2 protein-coding genes are annotated in these 1142 nt (G+C 66.2%); one reads left to right on the forward strand and one right to left on the reverse strand.

All coding sequences use genetic code 11. The features are described from left to right. Positions 1-707: RICIN domain-containing protein (locus tag ACFV15_RS48185; protein WP_378360253.1), on the reverse strand; the 707-nt coding region annotated here is incomplete at its 3' end. On the opposite strand from ACFV15_RS48185, the gene ACFV15_RS48190 reads away from it, so the two are divergent. After that, entirely contained in the window at positions 706-1113 is a 408-nt protein-coding gene (locus ACFV15_RS48190) for a hypothetical protein (protein WP_378360255.1), read from the forward strand. The two genes, ACFV15_RS48185 and ACFV15_RS48190, sit on opposite strands and share 2 nt — an antisense overlap. Positions 1114-1142: the final 29 nt, after the last annotated feature.

Below are 1142 nucleotides of genomic sequence, written 5' to 3' on the forward strand. Positions count from 1 at the left end.
TGTACCGAAGCGGAGACTTCGAGCTTGAGCAGCGCGACCTCGCCGCCGACCGTCAGCTGGGTCTGCAGGTTGAACCCGATGGTGTTCTTCCAGCCGGTGGAGGTGTTGAGGGAGAACGTCCACGGAATCGACGACGTCGTGCCGTTGAACCACACCGGCGAGACGCACACCGACGGCAGCAGCTTCGGCTTCTCCTGGCTGGTCGTTGACCACGAGCAGTTCGAGTGGTCCTTGGCGCACCGTGCCGCCGCGTAGTCGACGGCCGCGCTCCACGCCACCTGGTAGGTGTCGGCGGGGATGGTCCACTGCTGGTACTTCGAAGCGTCGCAGTCGTTGGTGTAGACCCCGTTGTCGGTGCCGGGCGGAATCTGCGTGGTCAAGCACATGTTGTCGGACTCGTGGCGGATCATGAACGCCTTCTGCGGCGACCCGGAGACCGGCTGGAAGTACCACTTCTCGCTCGCGCGTCCATCGCAGGGCTGCTGCCGCACCTGATAGTGCGCGGCAGGCGCGTCGGCGCATTTGCCCGTGGTGTTGTTGACGATGGTGAACGACGAGACACCCGCCGCGGTGTTGACCCGCCAGCCCGTGGCGGCGCCGGGCGCCGGGTTGACGACGATCGCCACGCCGTTGTCGCGGGCGCCGTTCGGCACGTCCAGCAGGCGGCCGTTGCCGACACTGGTGAGCGTCACCTGGATCAGCGCCATGGTGCTTTCGCTGTCCTGCGATTCGGCCGAAGCCGGCGCCGGCGCGAATCCCGCGGAAACGCACAGCACCGCGAGAATGCCCGCAATCCTCCTTCCCGAGGATCTTTTGTATCTCACCGTTCTTGATGTCATCGGTAGTTCCTTTCGTGAGGTACCGGAGAATTACTTGGCGCGCCACCTACGCCAGGCCGAGGCCGAGGCACTTGCCACAGCTCCGACGGCGAGGGCCCCCGCCGTCGCCGGATCGGCGTGGCCCGCGGCGGCATCGACGATGTTGTCGATCGTCTTCACCGGCGCACCTGTTCGCTCGGTCGTGTTCGTGACCGCCGCGTTCGTTTCAGCCGCACGCGACTGCTTCCGCTCCGACGCGGCGCCGTCCTTGATGCAGGAGGCCGTGCAGAAATGACCGGGATCGCCTGCCTTGGGGCACGTGTT

This window comes from Amycolatopsis sp. NPDC059657 (assembly GCF_042734395.1).
Taxonomy (GTDB): Bacteria; Actinomycetota; Actinomycetes; order Mycobacteriales; family Pseudonocardiaceae; genus Amycolatopsis.

What these genes read in the sequence shown, in the direction of transcription:
- ACFV15_RS48190 (WP_378360255.1), top strand. Translation starts at nt 706, where the DNA reads ATGGTGCTTTCGCTGTCCTGCGATTCGGCCGAAGCCGGCGCCGGCGCG.